Raw genomic sequence first — 21,205 nt, 5'->3', positions numbered from 1 at the left:
CCGTCAGGGAAGGGGCTGCGGGGGCCGGGGCCCGTGGTACTGACCGGACGGGCGCAGCCGGAGCGGGCGCTCGGTGTACTCCTCCAGCGCGTGCGCGATCCAGCCCGCCGTCCGGGCCACCGCGAACACCGTTTCCCCGGCCTCGGGCGGCATGCCCGCGGAGACCGACAGCACGGCGAGCGCCAGGTCCACATTGGCGTGAAGTGACACATGCCGGGCGGTGATCGCCTCGATCTCCCGCGCCGCCGCGAGGGCTTGTGCCGCATCGGGGACCGACTCCAGCCGGGCGAACAGCGCACCGGCCAGGGGATCCGCCCCGGGATACCGGCGGTGGCCGAGCCCGGGCACCCGCCGACCGCCGCGGAGCTGGTCCGCGACCACGGCTGCCGCGCTCCAGCACCTCGGCGAGCATCCTGTGCGCCAGGCCGCTGGCCGCGCCGTGCAACGGGCCGTCGAGGGCGCCCAGTCCGGCCGAGACGACGGCGTAGGGGTTGGCCCGTGCCGAGGCGGCGACCCGCACCGCGAGGGTGGACGCGGCGGGGTCGTGGTCGATGAGCAGGACGAGCGCGGCCTCCAGTGCGCGCAGCGATGCCTCGTCGGGTCTCCGCGCGGTGAGCCGTGACCACAGCCGCCGGGCGAGCGGTCCGTCACCCCGGTGCGGCGTTCCGGCCGGCGGGAGGGCGTCGACCAGGGTCGGGATCAGTCCGCGTGCCGTGCCCAGCACGGCCTCCGGCGACAGGTCGAAGCGCAGCGGATCGGCCGTGGCCGCGGCGATCGCGGCCACCCGCAGCCGGTCGGTCGACCCGCCGGCAGCGGGCAGTGCCGTCACGCGCGGCCGGCCGCGGTCAGGGCCTCCTCGGGGGCGGTGAACCGGATGCCCGGCCGCAACTGCCCGGTCCACAGCCAGTCGGCCACCTCTTCGTAGCCGTGCCGTTCGGCGAGGGCGACGGCATCCACGCCGCGGTAGTAGTAGCGGTCCTCTCCGATCAGGGTGATGCCGGTGCGGATGGTGCTCTCGTCGCCGAAGGAAGGCTCGCGCCGGGTGCCGCCCCGCCGCACCAGTGCCTCGACTTCGCGCGCGTCGAAGGTGCTGCCCCGGCCGCCCGGGGCACGGCTGCTGCTGAGCTGGCCCCGGCTCACATATGCGTAGACCGTCTCCGGTTTGACGCCGAGCGGGCGTCGTTGTGACCGACACCGCCCTGGGAGATGTGCGCGCACGCGAGGGCTTCTACCACTACCGCCAGTACTCGGCCGTCGAGCTCGCGCAGGGCCGCATCTTCGAGGACGTCTGGCACCTGATGTTCCACGGCGGGCTGCCGGACGTGGCGGGACGCGCCGCCTTCACCGCCCGTACCGCCGCGCTGTGTCACCTGCCCGCGGACGTATGGGACGCCCTGCCGGGCATCGCCCGTTCCTGCGCCGGAGCCGGCCCGCTCGCCGGGCTGCGGGCCGCGCTCTCCCTCCTCGGCGGTGCCATCGGGCTGCGACCGCTGTACGACCTGGACACCACCCGGCGCCGTGCCGACGCGCTCGTGGCCTGCGCCGCCGTACCCACCCTGCTCACCGCGCTGCACCGGCCGGGCCGGGGACTGGACCCCGTCGAGCCGCGCGACGACCTCCCGTACGCCGCCAACTACCTCTACATGCTCACCGGTTCGGAGCCCACTCCGCGGCGGGCCCGTGCCATCGAACAGTACCTCGTCTCCACCATCGACCACGGTTTCAACGCCTCGACCTTCACCGCCCGCGTCATCGCCTCCACCGGCGCCGATCTCGCCGCCTGCCTGTGCGGGGCGATCGGCGCCCTGTCCGGGCCGCTGCACGGTGGTGCGCCCCAGCCGGGCACTCGACACCCTCGATGCCATCGGCACCCAGGACCGCATCGGCCCCTGGATCCGGGACCGGGTGCTCGCCGGTGAGCGGATCATGGGCTTCGGCCACCCCGTCTACCGCACCGAGGGCCCGCGCTCCCGGATGCTGCGCGGGATCGTCCAGGGGTTCGGCGGGCCGCTGGTGGAGTTCGCGGTCGAGGTCGCGCGGCAGGTGGAGGAGATCCTGGCGGAGCTCAAGCCCGGGCGCGAGCTGCACACCCATGTGGAGTTCCACGCCGGCGTGGTCATGGAGCTGTGCGGGCTGCCCAGGGAGATGTTCACCCCCACCTTCTGCGCGGCCCGCGCGGTCGGCTGGAGCGCCAATATCCTGGAGCAGGCGGAAGACTCCAAGATCATCCGCCCGGCGGCCCGCTATGTCGGCCCGCCCCCGCCGCAGCCGGTCCCCGCCGCGCTCGGCTGACGACGCCCGACCGACGAGGAGGCGCCCCCGTGGCCAAGCGACAGATCCCGGTCATAGTGCTCGCCGGATTTCTGGGATCGGGCAAGACCACTCTGCTCAACCATCTGCTGAAGAACAGCGGGGGCAGCCGCATCGGCGTGATCGTCAATGACTTCGGCAGCATCGAGATCGACGCGATGAGCGTGGCCGGTCAGGTCGACTCCATGGTGTCGCTGGGGAACGGCTGCCTGTGCTGCGCCGTGGACACCGACGAGCTGGACGGTTTCCTGGACCGGCTGGCCCGCCCGGCGGCCCGGATCGATGTCATCGTCGTGGAGGCCAGCGGGCTGGCCGAGCCCCAGGAACTGGTCCGGATGATTCTGGCCGGCGAGAACGACAGCGTTGTGTACGGCGGGCTGGTCGAGGTGGTCGACGCGGCGGAGTTCTCCGGTACCCGCGCCCGGCACCCGGAGCTCGACCGGCACCTGGGCATCGCCGATCTGGTGGTCCTCAACAAGGCCGACCGGGTCGGGGACGCGGCACGCGAGGGCCTGTTGGAGACGATCGCCGGGCTCGCGCCCGGTACGCCCGTCGTCACCGCCTCGTACGGGCGGGTGGATCCCGAGCTGCTCTTCGACCGCAAGCCCCGGGAGGACCTGGCAGAGGCGGTGCGGCAGCTCTCCTTCGAGGATCTCTGTGCGGGGGAGCGCGAGCGTGCTCACGACGGTCATCTGCATGCCGCCTATGAGAGCGTCGAGTTCGTCTCCGATGAGCCCATGCATCCGCGGCGGTTGATGGACTTCCTCGACCGCAGGCCGGAAGGGCTCTACCGGATCAAGGGATTCGTCCATTTCGGGGTGGCCGGCCACCGGGACAAGTTTGTGGTGCACGCGGTCGGTGACTTCCTGCGGTTCCGCCCGTCACCGTGGGCGCGCTCGGAGCGGCGGGCGACACAACTGGTGCTGATCGGCAGGGGGATCGACGGGCAGGCGTTGCGGGAGGAGCTCCTCGCCTGCCGGGACGCGGGTCCACCTGGCGGTGATGACCGGAGCATGTGGGGGGTGCTGCGGTATGCGCGGGGCTGAGCGCCGGGGGTGCCGCTCCTGACCTTCTCCCGGCCGGCGCCGGGAGGCGCCCCAGGACGGGCTGAATGGTCAAGCCCGCCCTGGAGGGTGAGGATCCGCTCAGACCGGACCGGCCACCACCGCGACCGGCTTGGCCGGTGCCACGCCCGAGCCGTCGCGGCGCGGGTCGGGCTCGGGGAGGACGGCCGGGGAGCCGTTCGCCGTCGCGGCGCGGGCCGGGGCGGCGCCCGCCCAGGCGAGCACCAGGCAGTCCTCGCCCTTCAGGAAGCGCTGGCAGCGCACCCCACCGGTGGCCCGGCCCTTGCGCGGGTACTGGTCGAACGGGGTCAGCTTGGCCGAGCCCTGGGAGGCCGCACCCGGCAGGCCGCCCGCGGCACCGGCAACCGTGAACACCACCGCGTCATCGGCCGGGTCGACCGCGGTGAAGGAGATCACCTTCGCCCCGGAGGACAGCTTGACGCCCGCCATGCCGCCCGCCGGGCGGCCCTGCGGGCGCACCTGCGCGGCCTGGTAGCGCAGCAGTTGGGCGTCGTCCGTGATGAAGACCAGGTCTTCCTCGCCCGTCCGCAGCTCGACCGCGCCGACCACCGAGTCGCCCTCCTTGAGGGAGATGACCTCCAACTCCTCCTTGTTGGCCGGGTAGTCGGGGACCACCCGCTTGACGACGCCCTGTTCCGTGCCGATCGCCAGGCCCGGGGAGGATTCGTCCAGCGTGGTGAGGCAGACCACCCGCTCGTCCTCCTCCAGCGACAGGACCTCCGAGACCGGCGCCCCGCCCGCCAGACTCGGCGCCGCCGCGGTCTCCGGCAGCTGCGGCAGGTCGACCACGGACAGCCGCAGCAGCCGCCCGGTCGAGGTCACCGCACCCAGGTCACCGCGGGCCGTCGCCGGGACGGCCGAGACGATCACATCGTGCCTGACGCGCTTGGCCTCGGCGCCCTCGTCGGCGAACGGCTCGGCCCCCGCCGTGCGGGCCAGCAGGCCGGTGGAGGAGAGCAGCACCCGGCACGGGTCGTCCGCGACCTGCAGCGGCACCGCCGACACCGGCGTGCCGGCCGACTCCAGCAGCACCGTGCGCCGGTCGGTGCCGAACTGCTTGGCGACGGCGGCCAGTTCCCCGGAGACGAGCTTGCGCAGCTCGGCATCGGATTCGAGGATCCGGGTCAGCTCCTCGATCTCCGCGGTGAGCCTGTCGCGCTCCGACTCCAGCTCGATCCGGTCGAACTTCGTCAGCCGGCGCAGCGGGGTGTCGAGGATGTACTGCGTCTGCACCTCGGAGAGCGAGAAGCGCTCGACGAGTGACTCCTTGGCCGCCGCTGCGTTCTCACTCGATCGAATGATTCTGATGACCTCGTCGATGTCGACGAGCGCCACCAGCAGGCCCTCGACCAGGTACAGCCGGTCGCGCCGCTTGCTCCGCCGGAACTCGCTGCGCCGGCGCACCACTTCGAAGCGGTGGTCGACATAGACCTCCAGCAGCTCCTTGAGCCCGAGGGTGAGCGGCTGACCGTCCACCAGCGCCACATTGTTGATGCCGAAGGACTCCTCCATCGGCGTCAGCTTGTAGAGCTGCTCCAGCACGGCCTCCGGGATGAAGCCGTTCTTGACCTCGATGACCAGCCGCAGGCCGTGGGCGCGGTCGGTGAGGTCCTTCACATCGGCGATGCCCTGGAGCTTCTTGGCGCCGACCAGCTCCTTGATCTTGGAGATCACCTTTTCCGGGCCGACCGTGAAGGGGAGCTCCGTGACCACCAGCCCCTTGCGGCGGGCGGTGACATCCTCCACGGAGACGGTGGCGCGGATCCGGAAGGTGCCGCGGCCCGTCTCATAGGCCTCACGGATTCCGCTCAGCCCCACGATCCGCCCACCGGTGGGCAGATCGGGGCCCGGGATGTACTTCATCAGAGTGTCGAGGTCGGCGCCCGGATGCCTGATCAGGTGCCGGGCGGCGGCGACGACCTCGCCCAGGTTGTGCGGCGGCATATTGGTCGCCATGCCGACCGCGATCCCGGAGGTGCCGTTGACCAGCAGGTTGGGGTACGCGGCCGGGAGGGTCACCGGCTCCCGCTCGCTGCCGTCGTAGTTCGGGGCGAAATCGACCGTGTCCTCGTCGATCGACTCGGTCATCAGCGAGGTCGCCGGGGCCATCCTGGCTTCGGTGTACCGCATCGCGGCGGGCGGGTCGTCATTGCCCAGCGAGCCGAAGTTGCCGTGCCCGTCGACCAGCGGCACCCGCTGCGAGAAGGGCTGCGCCAGGCGCACCAGGGCGTCGTAGATCGAGGCGTCGCCGTGCGGGTGGAGCTTGCCCATCACCTCGCCGACAACCCGGGCACACTTCACATACGGCCGCTCCGGCCGCAGCCCCATCTCGTTCATCTGGTAGAGAATGCGGCGGTGCACGGGCTTGAGCCCGTCGCGGGCATCGGGCAGGGCCCGCGAGTAGATGACCGAGTAGGCGTACTCGAGGTAGGAGCCCTGCATCTCGTCGACGACGTCGATGTCGAGGATGCGCTCCTCGAAGTCTTCCGGCGGCGGCGGGGTCTTCGTGCTGCGGCGGGCCATCGCGGCTGCGGCTCCTTCGATCGATTGCCGAGGCGGGGGGCGGACTCTCAATGACGCGGTCCATTGTGGACCGCCTCACCGACAACCCCGACCGCGACCCGTCCGCAAGAGCGCACCGGGTCGGGAACTTCGCGGAATGTCAGTGCGCTTGCATACAGTGACACCAGTCTTCATCACGCCGGACATCGCGAGCCATCGCGAGTCGGCACGGGATCCCACAGCGATCGAAGGGACGTACATGCCCATGGGTCACACGGCCACGCAACAGGCCGGCACCGGCGGCCTGACAGCGACTGAGCACCGCCTGGCCAATGGCCTGCGGGTGGTGCTCTCGGAGGATCATCTGACCCCGGTCGCCGCCGTCTGCCTCTGGTACGACGTCGGCTCGCGCCACGAGGTCAAGGGGCGCACCGGCCTCGCCCACCTCTTCGAGCACCTCATGTTCCAGGGCTCGGCCCAGGTCAAGGGCAACGGTCACTTCGAGCTGGTGCAGGGCGCCGGCGGTTCGCTCAACGGCACCACCAGCTTCGAGCGCACCAACTACTTCGAGACCATGCCCGCCCACCAGGTGGAGCTGGCCCTGTGGCTCGAGGCCGACCGGATGGGCTCCCTGCTCACCGCGCTGGACGAGGAGTCCATGGAGAACCAGCGCGACGTCGTCAAGAACGAGCGCCGCCAGCGCTACGACAACGTGCCCTACGGCACGGCCTTCGAAAGGCTGACGGCCCTGGCCTACCCCGAGGGCCACCCCTACCACCACACCCCGATCGGCTCGATGGCCGATCTGGACGCCACCTCCCTGGAGGACGCGCGCGCCTTCTTCCGCACGTACTACGCCCCGGGCAACGCCGTTCTCGCGGTCGTCGGCGACATCGACACCGAGCAGACGCTCGCCTGGATCGAGAAGTACTTCGGCTCCATTCCCGCCCATGACCGCAAGCAGCCCCCGCGCGACGGCTCCCTCCCGGACACCATCGGCGGGCAGCTGCGCGAGGTGGTGCGCGAGGAGGTCCCCTCCCGCGCGCTGATGGCCGCCTACCGCCTCCCGCACGACGGCGGCCGCGAGGCCGACGCCGCCGACCTCGCTCTGACCATCCTCGGCGGTGGCGAGTCCTCCCGCCTGCACAACCGCCTGGTCCGGCACGACCGCACGGCCGTCGCGGCCGGCTTCGGCATGCTGCGCCTGGCCGGTGCCCCCTCGCTGGGCTGGCTGGACGTCAAGGCCTCGGCCGGGGTGGAGGTGCCCGCCATCGAGGCGGCCGTCGACGAGGAGCTGGCCCGCTTCGCGCTGGAGGGCCCGACCCCGCAGGAGATGGAGCGGGCCCAGGCCCAGCTGGAGCGCGAGTGGCTGGACCGGCTCGCCACCGTCAGCGGCCGGGCCGATGAACTGTGCCGGTTCGCCGTGCTGTTCGGCGACCCGCAGCTCGCCCTCACCGCGGTCCGGCGCATCCTGGACATCACCCTCGAGGAGGTGCAGGCCGTCGCCAAGGACCGCCTGCACCCCGACAACCGCGCCGTGCTGGTCTACGAGCCGGCCTCCGGCGCGGACACCGCCGCCGAAGCCCCCGGCGCCGCCGCCGAGAACGCACAGGAAGAGGAGACGGCCCAGTGAGCGACGCCGTAGCCGCAGGCACCACCAGCCCAGCGATGGAGTTCCACCCCCGGCCACAGCCGGGCGCCGCGACCCCCTGGGCCTTCCCGGCCCCCGAGCGCGCACAACTGCCCAACGGCCTCACCCTGCTGCGCTGCCACCGCCCCGGCCAGCAGGTGGTCGCCGTCGAGGTCATCCTGGACGCCCCCCTGGACGCCGAACCCGCCGGGCTCGACGGCGTGGCCACGATCATGGCGCGGGCCTTCTCCGAAGGCACCGACAAGCTCAGCGCCGAGGACTTCACCGCCGAGCTGGAGCGCTGTGGCGCCACCCTCGACGCCCACGCCGACCACCCCGGCGTCCGGGTCTCCCTGGAGGTCCCGGCCTCCCGGCTGCCCAAGGCCCTCGGCCTGCTGGCCGACGCCCTGCGCGCCCCCGCCTTCCCGGACAACGAGATCGAGCGCCTCGTCCGCAACCGCCTGGATGAGATCCCGCACGAGCTGGCCAACCCCGCCCGCCGGGCGGCCATGGCGCTGTCCGCGGAGCTCTTCCCGGCCGACTCGCGGATGTCGCGCCCCCGCCAGGGCACCGAGGAGACCGTCGAGCACATCGACGCCGCCTCCGTGCGGGCCTTCTACGAGGCGCACGTCCGCCCCGCCACCGCGACCGCCGTCATCGTCGGCGACTTCACGGGCGTGGACCTCGACCAGGCCCTGGCCGACTCGCTCGGCGCCTGGACCGGCTCCACCGCCGAGCCCCGGCCCGTGCCACCGGTCACCGCCGACGACACCGGCCGGGTCCTGATCGTCGACCGCCCCGGCGCAGTGCAGACCCAACTGCTCATCGGCCGGATCGGCGCCGACCGGCACGAGCGGGTCTGGCCCGCCCAGGTGCTCGGCACCTACTGCCTGGGCGGCACCCTCACCTCCCGGCTGGACCGGGTGCTGCGCGAGGAGAAGGGCTACACCTACGGCGTGCGGGCCTACGCCCAAGTGCTGCGCTCCGCCCCCGATTCCACGGGTGCCGCGATGCTCGCCATCAGCGGATCGGTGGACACCCCGAACACCGGCCCGGCGCTGGAGGACCTGTGGGCGGTGCTGCGCACCGTCGCGGCCGAGGGCCTGACGGACGCCGAGCGCGATGTCGCCGTGCAGAACCTCGTCGGCGTCGCCCCGCTGAAGTACGAGACGGCGGCGGCCGTCGCGGGCACCCTCGCCGACCAGGTCGAGCAGCACCTGCCGGACGACTTCCAGGCCCGGCTGTACGAACGCCTCGCGGAGACCGGCACCGTGGAGGCCACCGCGGCCGTCGTCAGCGCCTTCCCGGCCGGCCGTCTGGTGACGGTGCTCGTCGGTGACGCCTCCGAGATCCTGGAGCCCGTCAAGGCGCTGGGGATCGGAGAGGTGACGGTCAGCTCCGCCTGACGGAGGCTCAAGGGCCGGACGGACAGGGAGGCGCAGGGGCCATGGAGGCTCCTGCGCCTCCCATATGCCCGATGTGGGCACGGCGGTTGCACGCCATCCCTGTGGCGTGTGTCACTAAATCGTGGTTCCGTTTGCCGTTCGAATCTGACGCCGATTAGCTTCTGTGCGGCAGTCCGTCAGATCGGAGCCGCACCCGCGGCCCCGGGCAGCCATCGCCGAGTCCCCGTACGGCGCGAGCCAGGGGAGCCGGGGAACCACTTGTTCCCTGGGGTGAATCGGGCCCCTCTCCGGAGGGCTCCGTAGGAGACCTTCCTGCTCCGAACCCGTCAGCTAACCCGGTAGGCGAGAGGGAAGGAAAGGATCAGCCGCGCTTATGGCGTTCACCCGTCCTACCGGGAAACACCGTCGTCCGAGCCGTGCCGTGCGCGTCAGCGCCAACATAGCGGGCATAGCCACCCTCACCGCCACGGGTGTGGCCGTCGGCGTCGCCGCTCCGGCCTTCGCGGCCTCCGACGACTCTCCGCTTCACGAGGACACCGGCCTGACCCAGGCCATTGTCATCACCGACGACGTGGCCCAGAACGTCGGTGCGCAGGCCGACACCCAGCGCGGGGCCGCCGACCAGGCCGAGGCGAGGCACCAGGCGGAGGTGGCCGCCAAGAGGCAGGCGGCGCTGCTCAAGAAGCGCGCGGACGAGGCCAAGCGGAAGGCGGACGCCGAGCGCGCCGCCAAGGAGCGTGCCGCCCGCGAGGAGGAGCGCAAGCGCCTCAACACCTTTGTGCTGCCGATCGACGGCTCCTATGTCTCCACCGCCTACCAGGCGACCAGCGGACTGTGGTCCTCCGGCAGCCACACCGGTGTCGACTTCCATGCCGAGTCGGGCACTTCCGTGCACGCGGTGGGCGCGGGCACCGTGGTCGAGGCCGGCTGGGGCGGCGCCTACGGCAACAACATCGTGATCAAGATGGCCGACGGCACCTACACCCAGTACGGCCATCTGTCGTCCATCGGCGTCTCCGTCGGCCAGACGGTGACCCCCGGCGAGCAGATCGGCCTCTCGGGCGCCACCGGCAATGTCACCGGCCCGCATCTGCACTTCGAGGCGCGTACGGCTCCGACCTACGGCTCGGACATCGACCCGGTCGCCTATCTGCGCGCGCACGGCGTCGACATCTAGTCGACATCCAGGCCCCATGCCACACTTCGCGAAGGCCCCGGCCCCTTGGCCGGGGCCTTCGCGCATGGCCAAAAATATCCCTGGGATCTCCGGGGCCATCGGAAATCGCACGTGATTGCAATAGAGTCGGCCGAGTTCTCTGAGCAGCGGAGGTTCGTCCATGCGGGACGGCTCGTGAATGGTGCTGGCGAAGCGGTGCACGAGGGCCGCGGGATTTCCGCGCACGCCGTGTGCACGGCGATCCGTGACGACATCGTCGCCGGGACCTTCCCGCCCGGCGCCCGGCTCATCGAGGACCTGCTGGCCCGTCGCTACGGCGTCTCCCGGGTGCCGGTGCGTGAGGCTCTGCGCACCCTCGCGTCCGAGGGCTTTGTGGTCACCCGTCGGCATGCGGGCGCCTGTGTCGCGGAACCCACCCGGCAGGAGGCGGCCGATCTGCTCGATGTGCGTGCCCTGCTCGAACCGCTGGGCGCGGCCCGGGCCGCACAGCGCCGCACCGAGGCGCACCTGAAGGTTCTGCGGGGGTTGGTGAGGCTCGGCCGGGAGCGCGCCCGCACCGGGCGGACCGGCGAGCTGTGCCCGCTCGGCGACTGGTTCGACGAGACGCTCGCCCAGGCCTGCGGCAGCCCCAGCCTCGCCGCGCTCCTCACCCAGCTGCGGCGCAAGATCGCCTGGGTGTACGCGGCCGAGCCGCCCGCGCGCCCGGTGGAGACCTGGGAGGCGCACGGAGCCCTCGTCGACGCCATCGCCAGAAGGGACGCGGAACGGGCGCGGGCGCTCGCCGCCGCGCGCGCCGGGCGTTTTCCCGGGGAATTCAGGTTGTGGCGGCCGGCCGGGGGAGTCGGCGAGCAGGGCCGGAAACGGCCTGTAAACACGGCGAGCGCTCGTTCTTAACAAACGGGCGCTATTCCTTGATAAAGACCGGCCGGGAATTGTGGCGGTTCCCGGCCGGGTAGCCGCGCGCATGGTGCGCGGCAACAGCACAACAGCACAACGGGGCCGCGGCGGCCCCGACCGGGGCTGCCACGGCCCCGTTGCGGGCCGTCGGCTCAGACGGTCTCCGGAAGCTCCTCGAGCCCCTCGGCGACCAGCTTCGCCAGCCGGTCGAGCGCAGCCTCGGCGCCGTCCGCCTCGCTGGCCAGCACGATCTCCTCGCCGCCCTGGGCGCCCAGGCCCAGCACGGCCAGCATGGACCCGGCGTTGACGGGGCTGCCGTCGGCCTTGGCGATCGTCACGGGGACGCCGGCAGCAGTCGCCGCACGGACGAAGATCGACGCCGGGCGGGCGTGCAGCCCCTCGGCCCAGCCGACGTTTACGCGGCGCTCAACCATGGTGTTGCCCTTCAAGTCGAATTGGTTGTCTAGACCAGTGTCTCACGGGGTGCGTGGTGCTCCGGCGCAGCGCCCCGTGCTGTCGGTCCCCGGCCGTACGCTGACCTCATGCAGACGCCGCCAGAGCACGCCTACCCGGCCCACTGGGAAGCCGATGTGGTGCTGCGCGACGGTGGCACCGCCCAGATCCGCCCCATCACCCCCGACGATGTGCAGCGCCTGGTCGACTTCTACGAACAGGTCTCGGACGAGTCCAAGTACTACCGCTTCTTCGCGCCCCACCCCCGGCTGTCCGACCGTGACCTGCACCGCTTCACCCACCACGACTATGTGGACCGGGTGGGCCTGGCCGCCGTCGTCGGCGGTGAGTTCATCGCGACCGTGCGCTATGACCGCCTCCCCGCCGGGGCCCGCGCCGATGCGGCCGTGCAGGCGGAGGTCGCCTTTCTGGTGCAGGACGCCCATCAGGGCCGCGGCGTCGCCTCCGTGCTGCTCGAGCACATCGCGGCCGTCGCGCGCGAGCGGGGCATCGGACGCTTCACCGCCGAGGTGCTGCCCGCCAACACCAAGATGATCAAGGTGTTCACGGATGCCGGCTACACCCAGAAGCGCAGCTTCGAGGACGGCGTCGTCCGCCTCGAGCTCGACCTGGAACCCACCGACCGGTCGCTCGCCGTCCAGCGCGCCCGCGAGCAGCGCGCCGAGGCCCGCTCCGTCCGGCGCCTGATCACCCCCGGCTCCGTCGCCGTCGTCGGCACCGGCCGGGGGGACGGCGGCATGGGCCGCTCCGTGCTGCGCAACCTCCTCGCGGGCGGCTTCACCGGGCGCCTCCATGCCGTCAACCGGGCCTTTCCGGAGGGCACTTCGGTGCTGGAGCCCGAGGGCGTCCCCGCCCATCGCTCGCTGAGCGACATCACCGGCCCCATCGATCTGGTCGTCGTCGCCGTGCCCGCAGAGCAGGTCCCGTCGGTCGTCACCGACTGCGGCGAGCACGGGGTCCAGGGCCTGCTCGTGCTGACCGCCGGATACGCCGAGGCCGGGCCGCGGGGGCGGGAGCGCCAGCGCGAGCTGGTCCGCCGGGCCCGTTCGTACGGCATGCGCGTCATCGGCCCCAACTCCTTCGGCCTGGTCAACACCGCCGACGGCATCCGCCTCAACGCCTCGCTCGCACCCGAGCCGCCCGCCGCCGGGCGGCTCGGGCTGTTCAGCCAGTCCGGCGCGATCGGCATCGCCCTGCTCTCCGAGCTGCACCGCCGGTCCGCCGGGCTGGCCGGGGTCTCGACCTTCGTTTCGGCCGGCAACCGCGCCGATGTCTCCGGCAACGACTTCCTGCAGTACTGGCACGACGACCCGGACACCGACGTCGTCCTGATGTACCTGGAATCCCTCGGCAACCCACGCAAGTTCACCCGCCTCGCCAAGCGCACCGCCGCCCGCAAACCGGTCGTCGTCGTCAAGGGCGCCCGGCACGGCGCCGCCGCCCCCGCCGGGCACGCCGTGCCCGCCAGCCGCCTCCCCGACGCCACCGTCTCCGATCTGCTGCGGCAGGCGGGTGTCAGCCGCGTCGGCACCGTCACCGAGCTCATCGACACCGGGCTGCTGCTCGCCTCCCAGCCGCTGCCGGCCGGCCCGCGCATCGCCATCCTCGGCAACTCCGAGTCCCTCGACCTGCTCACCTATGACGCCTGCCGCACCGACGGCCTGCGCCCGCTGCCGCCGCGCGACCTGACCACGGCCGCCGAGCCGGCGGATTTCCGGCAGGCGCTCGCCGAGGCCCTGGCGGACGACGGCTGTGACGCCGTCGTCGTCACCGCCATCCCCCGGGTCGACGGCCGGGCCGGCCAGGCATCGGCCCGGCTTGCCGCCGCCCTGCGCGAAGCGGCCGCCACCGCCCCGGCCGCCAAGCCCATCTGCGTCGTCCACCTGGAGATCCCGGGCCTCGCCGAGGCGCTCGCCGCTCCCGGTGCGGGCACCGGCGTCCGGATCCCCGCCTACCCGGCCGCCGAACGGGCGGTGCGCGCCCTCGGCGAGGCCGTGCGGTATGCGGCCTGGCGCCGCCGGACCGAGGAACGGTCCGGCCGGATGGCTGCCTCCCCGGCCTCCCCGGCATTCGACGACATCGACGAGGCGGGCGCCGCCGCCGACATCGACGTCCTGCTCACCGCCCACGGCGCCACCGGGCCCCGGGCCGTCACCCTGTCCGCCGCCGACACCCAGCGCCTCCTCGCCCGGTACGGCATCGCCGTCCTGCCCGCGCTGCCCGCACCCACCCCCGGCGCCGCCGTCGACGCGGCGCGGCGGCTCGGGTTCCCGGTGGCGCTCAAACCCACCGCCCCGCACCTGCGCCACCGGGCCGACCTGGGCGGGGTCCGCCTCGACCTGGGCGGCGAGGCGGAACTCACCCGGGCGTACCGCGAGTTGACCGAACTGCTCGGCAAGCCCTCCGAGATCCGCCTGGTGGTGCAGTCGATGGCCCCGCGCGGTGTCGACACGGTGGTGCGGGCCGCCATCGACCCGGGTGCCGGGGCCGTGCTCTCCTTCGGTCTGGCCGGGGCTCCCTCCCTGCTGCTCGGCGACACCGCCCACTGCCTCGTCCCGGCCACCGACCGGGACGCCGCGGAGCTCGTCCGGTCGATCCGCACGGCCCCGCTGCTGTTCGGCTGGCGCGGCTCCGCGCCCGTGGACACCCCGGCCCTGGAGGAGTTGCTGCTGCGGCTGTCCCGCCTGGTGGACGACCACCCCGAAGTGGTGGGCGCCGACCTCGAGCCGGTGATCGTCGCCCAGCACGGCGTCCATGTCCTCGGCGCGTCCCTGCGGCTCGCCCCGCCCCCGGCACGCGATGACCTGGGCCCCCGCAGCCTGCCCTCGTATTGATGCCCGGGGCGGCAATCAGGCTCCGTGCGCCCCGTAGGATGGGCATATGGCGAAGACCGGTACGACGACCCAGGGGCTGCGCGCGGCCATCGAGCGCAGCGGCTACTACCCGGCCCTCGTGGCCGAGGCTGTGGAGGCGGCCGTGGGCGGGGAGCCGGTCGTGTCGTACCTGGTCCACCAGGAGACGACCTTCGACTCCAACGAGGTGCGCCGGCATGTGACGGTGCTCGTCCTGACGGGCACCCGCTTCATCGTCAGCCACACCGACGAGCAGGCCGCCGACGGCACCTCCCCGTCGCCGTACGCCACCACCTCGACCGAGTCCGTGAAGCTGGAGCGGATCTCCTCCGTGGTGCTCAGCCGGGTGGTGGCCAACCCCGAGTCGTACACCCCGGGCACCCCGCCCCGCGAGGTCGTCCTGACCATCGGCTGGGGCGCGGTGTCCCGTATCGATCTGGAGCCGGCCGCCTGCGGCGACCCCAACTGCGACGCGGACCACGGCTACACCGGCTCCTCCACCGCCGACGACCTGAGCCTGCGCGTCAGCGAGGCGGGCGACGGGCCGGACAGCGTCCGGCAGACCCTCGCCTTCGCCCAGGCCCTCTCCGAGGCGACCGCGGCGACCGCCCGCTGATGTCCCACCCGACCACCGCTTCGGCCTGGCACGAACCCGCCCCGTTGGACCCGCGTTCCGCGCCGCTGCCGCGCTATGGCACCGGCTCACTCGGCGATCTGCTGCCGGCGGTCGCGGCGGGCCTGGGGGTGCCCGGGCTCGGCTCCGGCCTGGAGCTGGCGCCCGCCGACCGGGTCTGTGTCTTCCTCATCGACGGGCTGGGCTGGGAGCTGCTGCGTGCCCATCCGGCCGAGGCGCCGTTCCTGCATTCGCTGTTGGGCAGTTCCCTGAACGGCACCGGCGAGCCGATGACCGCCGGTTTCCCCTCCACCACCGCGACCTCGCTCGCCTCGGTGGGCACCGGACTGCCGCCCGGTGCCCATGGTCTGCCGGGCTATACGGTCGCCGACCCGGCCACCGGGCGGCTGATGAACCAGCTGCGCTGGCGGCCGTGGACCGACCCGCACAGCTGGCAGCCCTACCCCACGGTCTTCCAGCTCGCCGACGCCGCCGGGGTGAGCACCTGTCAGGTCTCCGCACCCGATTTTGAGCACACCCCGCTGACGAAGATCGCCTTGAGTGGTGGCACCTTCCACGGCCGCCTTTCCGGCGAGGAGCGGATGGACCTGGCCGCGGAGCGGCTGGGTGCCGCCGACCGCTCGCTGGTCTACACCTACTACAGCGAGGTCGACGGCAAGGGGCACCGGTTCGGCGTCGACTCCGAGGAGTGGCGCGGCCAGTTGATGTACGTGGACCTGCTCGCCCAGCGCCTGGCCGAGCAGTTGCCGCCCCGCTCGGCGCTGTATGTGACCGCCGACCACGGCATGATCGACATCCCCTTCGACCCGCAGTCGCGCATCGACTTCGACGAGGACTGGGAGCTGCGCGCCGGAGTGGCGCTGCTCGGTGGCGAGGCCCGGGCCCGCCATGTCTATGCGGTGCCCGGAGCCGCCGGTGATGTGCTGACCGTGTGGCGTGAGGTGCTCGGCGAGCAGATGTGGGTCGCGGGGCGCGATGAGGCGATCGAGGCCGGCTGGTTCGGGCCGCCCGGACAGGGCGTCGACGACCGGGTGTACGCCAGGATCGGCGATGTGGTCGCCGCGGCCCGCGACGACATCGCGATCGTGGCGACCGGGACCGAGCCCAATGAGTCGGCGATGGTCGGGCTGCACGGCTCGATGACCCCCGTCGAACAACTGGTGCCGCTGCTGGAAGTACGCTCCTGAGGCACCGTTTTCCGGTCCCCGCTCCCGGACGCTTCCCGAACCCCCTACGAACGAAAGGCATTGGCCTTCCCATGCCCGAGCTGGTGTTCTTCTCCGGAACGATGGACTGCGGAAAGAGCACTCTCGCTCTGCAGATCGAGCACAACCGCTCGGCCCGCGGCCTGCAAGGGATGATCTACACCCGCAACGACCGGGCGGGCGAGGGCAAGTTGTCCTCCCGGCTCGGCCTGGTCACCGACTCCGTCGAGGCGGGCGAGGGATTCGACTTCTACGCACATGTCGTCGGCCATCTCTCCGCGGGCGGCCGCGCCGACTATGTGATCGCCGACGAGGCCCAGTTCCTCGAGCCCGAACAGATCGACCAGTTGGCCCGGATCGTCGACGACCTCGAGCTCGACGTCTTCGCGTTCGGCATCACCACCGACTTCCGCACCAAGCTCTTCCCGGGCTCGCAGCGGTTGGTGGAACTCGCCGACCGCATCGAGGTCCTGCAGGTCGAGGCGCTGTGCTGGTGCGGGGCCCGGGCCACCCACAACGCCCGTACGATCGGCGGACAGATGGTCGTCGAAGGGGCCCAGGTCGTGGTCGGAGACGTCAACCAGCCGGAGACCGTGGTCGGTTACGAGGTGCTGTGCCGTCGCCATCACCGCCGTCGGCTGACGGCGGCCGCGGCGCGCGCCGCGGCGCTGTCACCGGATGTGCTGCCGGTCGACCCGGCGCCGCTGGTTACCGAGCCGTCCGCAGGAGGGTGAAGGCGGCGCCCTCCGGGTCCTCGACCGCGATGGTCCGGCCCGCTGCCGCCTCCTGTGGTGGGCCGAGCACCCGCCCGCCCAGTTCGGTGACCCGGTGGGCGGCGGCGTCCGGGTCGGCCACCTCGAAGTACGTCATCCAGTGCGGGCGCCGCAGCGCAGCGCCGACGCCGCGGATCGCGGCCACCGGGCGCCCGTCCACATGCAGGGTGAGGGTGTCGGAGTCCACCGAGCCCGCCGACTTGGTCTCATAGCCGAAGAGGGCCCGGTAGAACTTGACGGCAGTGCCGGCGTCGTGGGTGATCAGCTCGTGCCACACCGGAGTGCCCGGCACGCCCACCAGTTGGGCGCCCACCAGCTCCTGCCCTTGCCATACCCCGAAGGGGGCGCCGGCCGGATCGCTGGCCAGCACCAGACGTCCCGACTGGGCCGCGGCCAGCGGGCCCACGCCCACCGTGCCGCCGGAGCAGCGGATCCACTCCGCGGTGACGTCCGCATCATCGCTCGCCAGATAGGTGGTCCAAGTGGATGGAAGTTGACGGTCGGGCGTCAGTTCGGCCACTCCGGCCACATCGCGGCCGTCGATCGTCGCCCGGGCGTACGGGCCCAGTTGGCTCGGGCCGGGGCTGTAGTAACTCCAGCCGAACAACCCGCCGTAGAAGTCCTTGCTCGCCTCCAGGTCGTGCACCAGGAGGCTCGTCCAGCACGGGGTGCCGGGTGTCTGCCGAGCCTCCCCGTCGCTCCGCCGGGGGGAGGACCCCCATACCTCGGTCATCGTCGCTCTCTCCTCGGACCATCGTGGTGGCCGCGCGTCCTTCCCTCCGTTGCCTGAACGGCGGGGGAGGTGCCCCATGGACTGCGGCGCGCGGGGTGGTGCGGGACGGTGCCTGAGCAGATGTTTGCACCACCTGCCGGGACGCGTCCCCCGGCCGCGCCGGATTTCACTGGTTCCCGCGGGATCCCGCGGGTTCCCGCAAGAAGAGACGGAATTCGCGTTTCGCTTCCCTTTCGGCGCCATTGCCGCGCCCAGTATCGATCAACCGTGCGTGGTCTGGCCAGAGCGCGTTGTGCACCCGGCACCGCCGGAAGTCCCGGCGGCGCCCTGCGGAATGACCGGGGTGAGCGGAGTCAGTGCCGCGTCACTAATCCTGCTTCTTGCGGCGGGTGCCGAAGACGATCTCGTCCCAACTGGGCACCGCTGCCCGGCGACCCGGCCGGACGCCGTCCGCCTCTGCCTGACGGTCCGTCGTGCCGATCAGCCGCTCGCGGTGCCCGGCGACCGAACGGGGCATCAGCACATCCGCGTAGGCGGACCCCGCGCTCGCCGCCGGGGCGGGCGGCTCGACGGCCTCCGTCTCCTCCGCCGGGGCGTCGGAGGCCGGGGCCGCCGACGGCGGCTCGGGAACGACCATGTCGCCGCGGAAACTGGGCACGGCCTCGAGCAGGCTGGTCAGCGAATCCCGCTCCTTGCCGCCGTCCTCGCCCGGGGCGCCGACGGGATCGTCGGGCGCCGGCGAGGCCGTCGCCTGCCGGTCCAGTGGCCGGTCCCGGGGGAGCCGCGCGATGCGCGGTACGAAGGGGAAGCTGGGCTCGGGCGTGTCCTCGGTCTCGCCGATGAGCGCCCGCGCCTCGTCGTCCAGCGCAGAGACGATCCGGCGTGGCGGGTCGTACGTCCAGCTCGCCGCGCGCGGCTCACCGGCCACCCGGTAGACCAGCAGGACCTCCCAGGTGCCGTCGTCGCGGCGCCAGGAATCCCACTGCGTGGTGTCCTTCTCGGCACCGCGCAGCAGCAGCCGCTCCGCGACGGCCTCGCCGAGCTGCGGACCGGTGCTCTCGCCGGGGCGGCGCACCGGGGTCTTGCGGGCGCGCTCGGCCATGAATGCGCGCTCGGCGAGCACCGGCCCCTCGAAGCGCCGCACCCGCTCGACGGGGATGCCCGCGTGCTGTGCGACCTCCTCCGCGGATGCGCCGGCCCGGATCCGGGCCTGGATGTCGCGGGGGCGCAGGTGGCTTTCCACCTCGATCTCGATCTGCCCCAGGCGCGCGCGGTCATTGCGCACGGCGGCACGCAGCCGCTCATCGATGGGAAGGGTGTACTCCGTGCTGTCCGCAGCCTTGAGCACCAGCCGTGTGCCGTCGTTGGAGACGGCCACGACACGCAGTTCGGGCATGGGGACCTCCCGGGTGGTGCCTGCCGACGTCACGTGCGTCGCTGCTTCCGCTGGTCGAGTGTGGCCTGCCCGGGTAGCAGCCTGCCACAACATTGCCGAGTTGACGGGGCGAGAGCCGCCTGGGCCCCTCCCGTCGGGTCCGGGCAGCCGGACGGGGTTACCGGGGCCAGGGCTGGCCACAGTACTCCATTCGGACCACTGGGGGTGGATCGGCGCGCCATCGATGTTCACGTCCGACAAGGGAGTTGGACGCGTCCTTCTGCGCCCAGGACCTTCCCATGGGTGGCGAGGTTCACACAATCGCCGGATTCGGAACTGTTCGTTACGCTCGAATGTCTCTTCTGGCTGCAAGAGGGCATGAAAGGAACGACAGAGGCTGGAGATGGACGACAAAGCCGAAAGCGACGCAAAAAACACAAAGAACCAGAGGAAACGTCTGGACTTGAGTGTCGCCCAGGTCGCCGGCAGTGCCCTGGCTGCGGTGGTCGCCGCACTGCTCGCGGGCAAGCTCGGTGTGTACGGCACCGTGATCGGTGCCGGCGTCGTCAGCATCGTGGCCACCACGGGTGGCACGGTCTTTCAGCACCTGTTCAAACGTACGGGTGAGCAGGTCCGCGAGGCGACCACTCAGGCGGCGCGGCCCACGCTGCGGCAGGTCCCGGTCCGCGAGGCGGGCCGGGCCGTGGGCCGCGACCGGTTTGACAGCGCCCCGGACTCGGTGCTGTCCGGTACGGACCCCGGCCGTGCCCGGCCGTCCGGGCGGACCGGCGGGGTTCCGCCGCTGCCGGAGGGCGAGGACCATTCGCGGCTGCTGCCCCGGGTGTCCCGGTCCGCGGCGCCACCGGCGCGGCCCGGGGCGTACCCCGGTGCGCCGGACGGCGGCTACTCCGAGGGCACGGTGCACGGCACCCGGGTGCGTGGCTGGAAGCGCTCGTTGCTGGGTGCCGGTGTGGTCTTCGCACTGGCGATGGGCGGACTGACCGTGGTCGAGCTGACCTCGGGCTCCAGCGTGAGCGGGACGACGGTCAACCGGCTCGTCGACGGGGGCGGGCCGAAGCCGAAGAAGCAGCGGGAGGAACCGGCCCCGCAGTCGCCTCGGCCGGGCGGGGCGCACGGTGCGGAGGACCGGGAGCCGGGGAAGGGTGGTTCGACGCCGTCCCCCGGCGCCTCCGAGCAGGGCGGCGGTACCGCCGAGCCGTCCCCCCGGCCGTCGACGTCGCCCTCCGGCGGCGGCTCCTCGCCGTCCCCGGACCGGACGCCCGGGCCGACCCGCACGCCGGACGACGGCAAGGGCACCGGCGGCGGCCGGCAGCCCGGCACCCAGCCGCCGCAGGGGCAACCGGAGACGCCCTGAGCGATCGCTCAGTCTCCCAGCACCCGCCGCAGGTAGTCGTTGCCGAAGACGCGGTACGGGTCCAGCCGGTCCCGTACCGCGGTGAACTCCGCGAAGCGCGGATAGGCCGCCGCCAGGTACGCCGCATCGCGACCGTGCAGCTTGCCCCAGTGCGGCCGTCCACCATGAGCGATCATGATCTGCTCGGTCAGTGAGAAGTACGCCTGGTGGGGGGTACCGCGGTACATGTGTACGGCCAGATAGGCGGTGTCCCGGCCGGCGGCAGTGGACAGCGGGATGTCGTCGCCCGGCGCGGTGCGCACCTCGACCGGGAAGCCGATCCGCAGACCGCGGCGCTCGATGGCGGCCCGGAGTTCGCACAGTGCCGCCATGGCCGCGGCGCGCGGCAGCGCGTACTCCATCTCCAGGAAGCGCACCCGGCGCGGGCTGGTGAAGACCTTGTACGGGACATCGGTGTAGCCGCGGGCGGACAGCGCCCGGCTGGTGAGCCCGGCGATGCCGGGAACGGTGGCGGGCACCGCCCGGCCCAGCGCGCAGACGGCGCCGAACAGGCCGTTGGCCAGGAGCTCGTCCTCCACCCAGGCGCGGGGCCGGGCGGGCGGGCGGGGCGGGGCCCCCCGGGGGTTGGGGGGCGGTGTGGGGGGCCGGCGGGGGGGGCTGGAGACGCCCCGCAACCGGGCGCTGGTGGTGCGGGAGGAGGGCGCCCCCCCGCGCCCCGCCGACCAGGTGGGCCCCCGGCACAACCACCCCAACACCCCGCGGCTGGATTAGGACCAC

The 21,205-nt window shown here is 72.5% G+C and carries 14 protein-coding genes, 3 pseudogenes and 1 riboswitch; of the genes and pseudogenes, 11 read left to right on the top strand and 6 right to left on the bottom strand.

Going from position 1 to position 21,205, the window contains the following annotated elements; translation table 11 throughout:
- Positions 1–3: 3 nt before the first annotated feature.
- A pseudogene (locus ABCR83_RS25670) lies at positions 4–1,218 on the bottom strand (citrate/2-methylcitrate synthase).
- Between ABCR83_RS25670 and ABCR83_RS25665 the strand changes: the two are divergent.
- Positions 1,185–2,292, top strand: a pseudogene (locus ABCR83_RS25665) (citrate/2-methylcitrate synthase). The pseudogenes ABCR83_RS25670 and ABCR83_RS25665 overlap by 34 nt on opposite strands.
- A gap of 29 nt (positions 2,293–2,321) precedes the next feature.
- Positions 2,322–3,356 (top strand): CobW family GTP-binding protein, encoded by a 1,035-nt coding sequence (locus ABCR83_RS25660; RefSeq protein ID WP_462697551.1) that lies wholly within the window; start codon positions 2,322–2,324, stop codon positions 3,354–3,356.
- Positions 3,357–3,455: 99 nt separating this feature from the next.
- Here the strand turns inward: ABCR83_RS25660 and ABCR83_RS25655 are convergent, their stop codons facing one another.
- A complete protein-coding gene (locus tag ABCR83_RS25655; protein WP_462697550.1) occupies positions 3,456–5,918 on the bottom strand; it encodes a DNA gyrase/topoisomerase IV subunit A in 2,463 nt (820 codons plus the stop codon).
- 238 nt (positions 5,919–6,156) lie between these two features.
- On the opposite strand from ABCR83_RS25655, the gene ABCR83_RS25650 reads away from it, so the two are divergent.
- From ABCR83_RS25650 to ABCR83_RS25635, 4 genes are all read left to right on the top strand, one after another.
- Complete coding sequence (locus tag ABCR83_RS25650) at positions 6,157–7,530, top strand: M16 family metallopeptidase (protein WP_462697549.1); 1,374 nt, start codon at positions 6,157–6,159, stop codon at positions 7,528–7,530.
- Between the two features lie 35 nt (positions 7,531–7,565).
- On the top strand, positions 7,566–8,933 hold the full coding sequence (locus ABCR83_RS25645; RefSeq protein WP_462697573.1) for a M16 family metallopeptidase: 1,368 nt from the start codon (positions 7,566–7,568) through the stop codon (positions 8,931–8,933).
- 203 nt (positions 8,934–9,136) lie between these two features.
- Positions 9,137–9,293, top strand: a riboswitch (cyclic di-AMP (ydaO/yuaA leader).
- Between the two features lie 13 nt (positions 9,294–9,306).
- Positions 9,307–10,110 carry a M23 family metallopeptidase gene (locus ABCR83_RS25640; protein WP_462697548.1) on the top strand — a complete coding sequence of 268 codons (804 nt, stop codon included), beginning with the start codon at positions 9,307–9,309 and terminating at the stop codon, positions 10,108–10,110.
- A gap of 174 nt (positions 10,111–10,284) precedes the next feature.
- Positions 10,285–11,004, top strand: a complete 720-nt coding sequence (locus ABCR83_RS25635) for a GntR family transcriptional regulator (protein ID WP_462697547.1) — start codon at positions 10,285–10,287, stop codon at positions 11,002–11,004.
- A gap of 155 nt (positions 11,005–11,159) precedes the next feature.
- On the opposite strand, the gene ABCR83_RS25630 is transcribed toward ABCR83_RS25635, so the two are convergent.
- Positions 11,160–11,441 (bottom strand): HPr family phosphocarrier protein, encoded by a 282-nt coding sequence (locus tag ABCR83_RS25630; RefSeq protein WP_462697546.1) that lies wholly within the window; start codon positions 11,439–11,441, stop codon positions 11,160–11,162.
- A gap of 108 nt (positions 11,442–11,549) precedes the next feature.
- On the opposite strand from ABCR83_RS25630, the gene ABCR83_RS25625 reads away from it, so the two are divergent.
- The 4 genes from ABCR83_RS25625 (at position 11,550) to ABCR83_RS25610 (ending at position 16,906) form a co-directional block, all read left to right on the top strand.
- The gene (locus tag ABCR83_RS25625; RefSeq protein ID WP_462697545.1) at positions 11,550–14,315 is read left to right on the top strand and encodes a bifunctional acetate--CoA ligase family protein/GNAT family N-acetyltransferase; all 2,766 of its coding nucleotides are present in this window, start codon (positions 11,550–11,552) and stop codon (positions 14,313–14,315) included.
- 46 nt (positions 14,316–14,361) lie between these two features.
- Positions 14,362–14,949: a DUF5998 family protein gene (locus tag ABCR83_RS25620; RefSeq protein ID WP_462697544.1), complete on the top strand. Its 588-nt coding sequence runs from the start codon at positions 14,362–14,364 to the stop codon at positions 14,947–14,949.
- Positions 14,949–16,154, top strand: coding sequence for an alkaline phosphatase family protein (locus tag ABCR83_RS25615; RefSeq protein ID WP_462697543.1), 1,206 nt, complete (start codon positions 14,949–14,951; stop codon positions 16,152–16,154). The genes ABCR83_RS25620 and ABCR83_RS25615 overlap by 1 nt, the downstream gene beginning before the upstream one ends.
- A gap of 71 nt (positions 16,155–16,225) precedes the next feature.
- Positions 16,226–16,906 carry a thymidine kinase gene (locus tag ABCR83_RS25610; protein WP_462697542.1) on the top strand — a complete coding sequence of 227 codons (681 nt, stop codon included), beginning with the start codon at positions 16,226–16,228 and terminating at the stop codon, positions 16,904–16,906.
- On the opposite strand, the gene ABCR83_RS25605 is transcribed toward ABCR83_RS25610, so the two are convergent.
- A complete protein-coding gene (locus ABCR83_RS25605) occupies positions 16,881–17,678 on the bottom strand; it encodes a VOC family protein (RefSeq protein ID WP_462697541.1) in 798 nt (265 codons plus the stop codon). The two genes, ABCR83_RS25610 and ABCR83_RS25605, sit on opposite strands and share 26 nt — an antisense overlap.
- Before the next feature lie 367 nt (positions 17,679–18,045).
- A complete protein-coding gene (gene sepH / locus ABCR83_RS25600; protein ID WP_462697540.1) occupies positions 18,046–19,074 on the bottom strand; it encodes a septation protein SepH in 1,029 nt (342 codons plus the stop codon).
- A 442-nt stretch (positions 19,075–19,516) separates the two neighbouring features.
- Between sepH and ABCR83_RS25595 the strand changes: the two genes are divergently transcribed.
- Positions 19,517–20,428 carry a hypothetical protein gene (locus ABCR83_RS25595; protein ID WP_462697539.1) on the top strand — a complete coding sequence of 304 codons (912 nt, stop codon included), beginning with the start codon at positions 19,517–19,519 and terminating at the stop codon, positions 20,426–20,428.
- 8 nt (positions 20,429–20,436) lie between these two features.
- Here ABCR83_RS25595 and ABCR83_RS25590 read toward each other — a convergent pair.
- A pseudogene (locus ABCR83_RS25590) lies at positions 20,437–21,015 on the bottom strand (D-arabinono-1,4-lactone oxidase); the annotation flags it as partial.
- Between the last annotated feature and the right edge of the window lie 190 nt (positions 21,016–21,205).

Source organism: Streptomyces xingningensis, from assembly GCF_054957865.1.
Note: the sequence above shows the minus strand (reverse complement) of the source record. Positions and strands in the feature narration are given on the sequence as shown.

Bases quoted from the DNA above. Each gene is read 5' to 3' on its own strand.
- ABCR83_RS25655 (WP_462697550.1), bottom strand. From the start codon at position 5,918: ATGGCCCGCCGCAGCACGAAGACCCCGCCGCCGCCGGAAGACTTCGAG.
- ABCR83_RS25650 (WP_462697549.1), top strand. From the start codon at position 6,157: ATGCCCATGGGTCACACGGCCACGCAACAGGCCGGCACCGGCGGCCTG.
- ABCR83_RS25645 (WP_462697573.1), top strand. From the start codon at position 7,566: ATGGAGTTCCACCCCCGGCCACAGCCGGGCGCCGCGACCCCCTGGGCC.
- ABCR83_RS25640 (WP_462697548.1), top strand. From the start codon at position 9,307: ATGGCGTTCACCCGTCCTACCGGGAAACACCGTCGTCCGAGCCGTGCC.
- ABCR83_RS25630 (WP_462697546.1), bottom strand. From the start codon at position 11,441: ATGGTTGAGCGCCGCGTAAACGTCGGCTGGGCCGAGGGGCTGCACGCC.
- ABCR83_RS25625 (WP_462697545.1), top strand. From the start codon at position 11,550: ATGCAGACGCCGCCAGAGCACGCCTACCCGGCCCACTGGGAAGCCGAT.
- ABCR83_RS25620 (WP_462697544.1), top strand. From the start codon at position 14,362: ATGGCGAAGACCGGTACGACGACCCAGGGGCTGCGCGCGGCCATCGAG.
- ABCR83_RS25615 (WP_462697543.1), top strand. From the start codon at position 14,949: ATGTCCCACCCGACCACCGCTTCGGCCTGGCACGAACCCGCCCCGTTG.
- ABCR83_RS25610 (WP_462697542.1), top strand. From the start codon at position 16,226: ATGCCCGAGCTGGTGTTCTTCTCCGGAACGATGGACTGCGGAAAGAGC.
- ABCR83_RS25605 (WP_462697541.1), bottom strand. From the start codon at position 17,678: ATGACCGAGGTATGGGGGTCCTCCCCCCGGCGGAGCGACGGGGAGGCT.
- sepH (WP_462697540.1), bottom strand. From the start codon at position 19,074: ATGCCCGAACTGCGTGTCGTGGCCGTCTCCAACGACGGCACACGGCTG.